At 58.3% G+C, this 4,867-nt stretch carries 6 protein-coding genes and 1 pseudogene; 1 reads left to right on the forward strand and 6 read right to left on the reverse strand.

The window, feature by feature from the left end; all coding sequences use genetic code 11:
• Positions 1-945 precede the first annotated feature (945 nt).
• Positions 946-1,149, forward strand: a complete 204-nt coding sequence (locus tag IVB13_RS09500) for a cold-shock protein (protein WP_247395343.1) — start codon at positions 946-948, stop codon at positions 1,147-1,149.
• Between the two features lie 366 nt (positions 1,150-1,515).
• Here the strand turns inward: IVB13_RS09500 and IVB13_RS09505 are convergent, their stop codons facing one another.
• From IVB13_RS09505 to IVB13_RS09530, 6 genes and pseudogenes are all read right to left on the reverse strand, one after another.
• A complete protein-coding gene (locus tag IVB13_RS09505) occupies positions 1,516-1,695 on the reverse strand; it encodes a hypothetical protein (protein ID WP_247488594.1) in 180 nt (59 codons plus the stop codon).
• Between the two features lie 90 nt (positions 1,696-1,785).
• Positions 1,786-2,069 (reverse strand): annotated as a pseudogene (locus IVB13_RS09510) (DNA ligase); the annotation flags it as partial.
• Between the two features lie 57 nt (positions 2,070-2,126).
• Complete coding sequence (locus IVB13_RS09515) at positions 2,127-2,423, reverse strand: putative addiction module antidote protein (protein WP_247488596.1); 297 nt, start codon at positions 2,421-2,423, stop codon at positions 2,127-2,129.
• Positions 2,424-2,487: 64 nt separating this feature from the next.
• Positions 2,488-3,258: an outer membrane beta-barrel protein gene (locus IVB13_RS09520; RefSeq protein ID WP_247488598.1), complete on the reverse strand. Its 771-nt coding sequence runs from the start codon at positions 3,256-3,258 to the stop codon at positions 2,488-2,490.
• Between the two features lie 500 nt (positions 3,259-3,758).
• On the reverse strand, positions 3,759-3,914 hold the full coding sequence (locus IVB13_RS09525) for a hypothetical protein (RefSeq protein WP_247488599.1): 156 nt from the start codon (positions 3,912-3,914) through the stop codon (positions 3,759-3,761).
• Complete coding sequence (locus IVB13_RS09530) at positions 3,914-4,270, reverse strand: hypothetical protein (protein ID WP_247488601.1); 357 nt, start codon at positions 4,268-4,270, stop codon at positions 3,914-3,916. The genes IVB13_RS09525 and IVB13_RS09530 overlap by 1 nt, the downstream gene beginning before the upstream one ends.
• Positions 4,271-4,867 lie beyond the last annotated feature (597 nt).

Here is a 4,867-nt window from a genome sequence, read left to right on the forward strand (position 1 = left end):
TCAGATTGATGATCTGGTCCAGCCGCGCCCGGAACAGATCGTTCGATCCCGTCGTCTTGTGCTTCTTCGGCCGCATCGTTCCCTCCGATGCACCACAGAATCATGGTCCGCAGGGAAAGGGAATCCAAAAGCGAAATTGCAGGGTTTGGCGGCTTCAACCTCCCATTCCCTGCAATCTCAAACCGCCTCGAATCCGAAAAAGAGACTCCTGCTCAATCGCTTAGAACCTTGTTCACGGACGACTAAATAGTCTGAATTAAATAAGCGATTTCGCAAGCGCCTGTCAGTTCCTTTGAGGGAACTTCCACCAAAATAATCTATTTTCGAAAAGCGTAAATACGTATATTAGTATTCTATTAATCTATCTTTTTTGCAGGATCTGACTGATTTGTGAGGGGCCAATGGATGCTTTTTGTAGCCCACGTCGCCGCCATTTTTCTGAGGAACTACAAAAGCTGAACGACTTGATGCTGGAGGTCCAGCGGCTGCGCTGGCGCGTTGCGCTAGCAGAGATCGAACTCCGAAAACAGACGGCCGCTAAGAAAGCCCGCCTTGCGACAAGGCGAGGCTTTAGGCTTGGCGTAGATGCGAGCGTCGGAGAGACGGCCATTCTACGTAATTCTTTCCTTGGGAGATTCCAATGAGGGTGGCTCTTCCCTATGTCGGACTTGTAGTGTGTTTCGTAGTGTCGGGTTGGCTTACACTTACTTACATGCTTTAGCCTCCGCCGGGCGGTCGCCCCTATTCGTTGCTCAATGACACCGAGTAGCGGTTTCGACCACGTGATGATCACTCCGAGAACGCCATCGACGAAAGCCAGGCAATCCTCGTCGGCTGTGACCGCGAGCGGCGATTGTGGAGCCGTGGCCTCCAAGCCGCTCGCACCAGCCTTGCTTTTGTCTGAGTTCCAGTATTGGTTTTAGTTTTTGGAAAGGGAGACGTTACGTGGCTATGGGGACAGTGAAGTGGTTTAATCCGACGAAGGGTTACGGGTTCATTCAACCTGACAACGGCGGCAAGGACGTCTTCGTCCATATTTCGGCGGTTGAGAAAGCCGGCTTAAGCAGCCTCAATGAGGGGGCCAAAGTCAGTTTTGACGTCGTGAACAATCGCGGAAAAGACTCGGCGGAAAATCTGCGCGTCGGGTGAGCCCTTCAAACGCGCCGTGAAGATACGCGCCACACGAAAAGGCCGCAGCGGCGGACCACTGCGGCCAGCCGGGTAAAATGAAGACGTGAAATATTGATTCCAGCCCCGGCAAGACAAGCCTAGAGCGACACTGCGGGGGCGCAATGTCGTCGATGTCACACTTATGGAAAACTTAAACGTCAGCCTTACTGACTGAGGGAGGGCCCGCCGGGGCTGGCGGTAGCGAGCCCTCAACCTCTAGCACGAGGCCGCGAGATTCACCGGCGCATCGCAAGACGAATAATCTGCACCCGAGCGTGTCAGATTGATGTCAAACCAGTATCGAAATTCGGCAGGTCGGTTCTGTGTGAGCCAGCGAGCTTTCAATCACCGCTGATGGCCCAGACCAATTCCCAAGTAGAGTGCCTTCTGACGTAGCGAGCCCTCGGTTCGCTTGGTCATCTTGGCTATTTTCACGACAGGCGTTCGTGCCTTTGAGTGCGCCTTGAGTTCCTTGACGTCGGACGCGGTCCACTCGCGACGAACTACTTGTTTCTTCTTCGGCAAGCGGCGCTCCTTCAATGTAGAAGGCGCGGTCTAACAACGTAGTGCGCAGTTCGCAAGCAGCGCACTTAGAGCTACACCTCGTCGTCGTGGCTTGCGCGAATGCAGCGCGTTGAAGTCCGAGACGCCGTCGACGCCGAGCACCACAGCCTCACCGTCGATGACGAATTGCTGCTCGCGGTTCTTCAGCGCCGCCTGGACGATCCAGGGGAAGCGCTTCGTCCAGTCATGGCCGTTCCTGGTGATCAGCCGCACGTCTTCCCCTGGCGCTCGACGCGCAGGCGGTAACCGTCATATTTGACTTCGTGGATCCAGTCGGGACCGACGGGCACAGCTTTGGCCGCCGTGGGCAGGCAGAACTCGAACGCATTCAGCATGGCCAACTGATAGGGTGCGGCGCCGGTTTGTGGAGTCTTCCGGGCAGGTGATTAAATTCACTTTCGTTGGCCAAGCGATTGCTTGCGAGGTTGCCGAGGGACTACCCTGATCTCCAATCCCATCGCCGTGAGTACACCGAGAACGGTGGAAAAGTGTGGAAGCTGTTCGGTCCCGAAGGCTCGATAAATACTGGTTCGTTGCAGACCGGCTTCTCTCGCGACTTCTGAAATACTGAAGTGGTCTAGCGCTTTTCCAATTGCTCTGCAGATCGTGCGAGCTTCCGCCGATTCGAACGCCACGTTCAGCTCGCCGGTCAACTGCGAGGGTGCGACGGGACTATATTTTTTCGTCATCTCGGTCTCCACAACAAAAGGGCCGGCTTTTAAAGCCGGCCCTTCTGATTAACTCGAGGCGCGCTCAGTACTTGGCGATGCTCGGACCGCCCCAGCGATAGTTCACGCGGACGAGGCCCATGTCAACGTCTTGGCGAATGCGGTCGCTCCCGGCGAAACCTCCAATCGGTGTAGTGAAATCGATTGTGCGATCACCGAGGAAGATGTGATTGTACTCGACGCCAACCGACCAATTCGGAGCGAAACCATATTCCAGGCCCGCGCCGACGGTGCCACCCCAACGGGTTTCACGAGCCGACGAGAAGAGCGCACCGGTCGGAACATCGAACACATCATATCTATCGCCGACGACCGCGGCGCCGCCCTTGACGTAGAACAGAGTATTGTTCCAAGCGTAGCCGACTTGGCCGGTGATCAGACCGAAGGAGTCGATCCGCGAACGGTTGCTAGTCCCAAACCCCGGGATCACGCTGACGTTGTCGCCCGAGAAGTCAGCCCAGTTGCCTTGACCTTCGATGCCGAACACCCACTGGCCCGATTGCATGCGGTAGCCAATCTGACCACCAACTGTGCCGCCGACGGCATTATGGCAGCCTTCGGCTGCCAAAGCACCCGGTACGCCGGTCACAGCGCCGGTCGCATCCACAAAATCCCAACACTTGTGGCTGGAACCACCGCCGCCGTTGATACCGATGTAAAAGCCGCTCCAGTCGTAGATTGCAGCGACCATCGGCGGGGCTTTGGTGTAGGGCCGTGCAGCGAGATCCGCAGCACTAGCGGGAGCCGACAGACCGAGGACCAATGTTCCTGCTGCAGCAACCAAAATCTTCTTCATGCGAGTGTCTCCCCAGAACCAGTTCAATGAATCGTGTATCGCCCACCTGCAGGGGCACAGTAATTTGGATGCGTGCACTGGGCTGTAGTTGAGTGGCAACACTCTCATCGCAGAGAGAACGCTCTTTTTTTAAGATAGGTTATTGGCGGAACCAAATGGACGGCAACGTGCACAGGCGGGCCAGTGCCTGACCGGGCGAGCAAGCGCTGAGACCCACGTCCTGAGGGAATCTAGGCAGCCTCTATCTCAGCGGCTTCCGGCGCCGATTACCTGTCGGATTACTTACCAGCGGGCGCATGACATCTATGTTGGTGATAGTACTCTCGAAATCCTTCGGCAGTACCGGCAGCTCGTCCGGCGCGGCATCGTTGCAGTCAGGGCAGGGCTCCCCGGCGCCGCCGCAGCCGCAGGCCTTTGGCCCGTCCCACGGGCGATCGGGATGGAACTCGCAAACCCAGTGGGTGCCGTCACAGCGGGCGCATGCCACCTCCGGTCCTCCGTCAATGTGCCGTGGGCTCTTCCTCGACCTCATGCAGATGATCGAGCACGTCGCCGAGGTCGCGCATGTCCAGCATCTTGCCGCAGACCGGGCAGCGGATGAAGTGCTCGCGCTCGCTTTGCGGCGCAGGGCCTTCCGGCTTTCCCTCCCGGAACATCAAGCGGCGCGCTTCAGCGGCAGCGTGAGCTGGACGTCAAACCGCCTCGTGGCGTTGGCGCTGATGAAGCCCTCGAGGGCGGGGGAGACTTCATCGTCGTTGTCGACCGCGCGCCGGGCCAGTGCGTCGGCGACGTCGGACGTCGCGTCGCGCGACCATCCTTCAATCGCGTTGAAGCACACGATCCGGACCGGATAGGCATACTGGAGGAGGCCTTGCTGCACGGCTTCGAGATCGGTCTCTGCTTCGTCCGTCTCGCGCCAGGCGCAGCCGGCACGCGCGCCGAAGTCTTCAAGCACAAGGTAGATGTCGCGATCGAGGCGATCGGCCGGGACGATCGAGGGCGAGGAACGCATACGCTTACTCCACAGGACTGTGCCAACAATGGCGAGCGGCGACCGATCGTTCCCGCCCGGAGTTCAGCTGCCTCCGGCCCTACTTGGGCGGTTGCAGTCCCGGAGATGTAAGCCACTGCGACATCTGTAAGCCCGTTTCAGCTTGGCGCGCCTGACGGAGAAGTGCTTCGCGGGCCGCGCCCGGCGGTAGCTCCTTGGCTTTCTCGCGAAGGCGCTTCGCTTCCTCAGTTAGCCTTATTTCTAGCGGGGAAGATTGGATGATCCTGCGACGCTCCGCCATGGCCCTACACCAACCAATGAACTCTGCGCCTAACGTACAATGATGGTTCCAGTTCCGGCAAATCAGGCCGTCGTGAGCAAGCGCCAGCACCGTGCTGGGTCCCGGCGATCCGCTCTTCGCGAGCAGCTCAACCGGTCCGGATGCGCTTCACTCTTTCCAGTGCAGCTTGGCGCAGTTAGGGCATTGGTACACCCCGACTTCGCGACCGGACTGGGTGTCGAGAACGAAGGTTCTCAGGATTGTCGGGATGAGCTGCTGCCGGTTTGATGGACACCGGGTTAAGCTAATCCCACCTTGCGCTCGAACTCAACAGGGCT

The organism is Bradyrhizobium sp. 17, from assembly GCF_023073515.1.
GTDB classification, from domain to species: Bacteria; Pseudomonadota; Alphaproteobacteria; order Rhizobiales; family Xanthobacteraceae; genus Bradyrhizobium; species Bradyrhizobium canariense_D.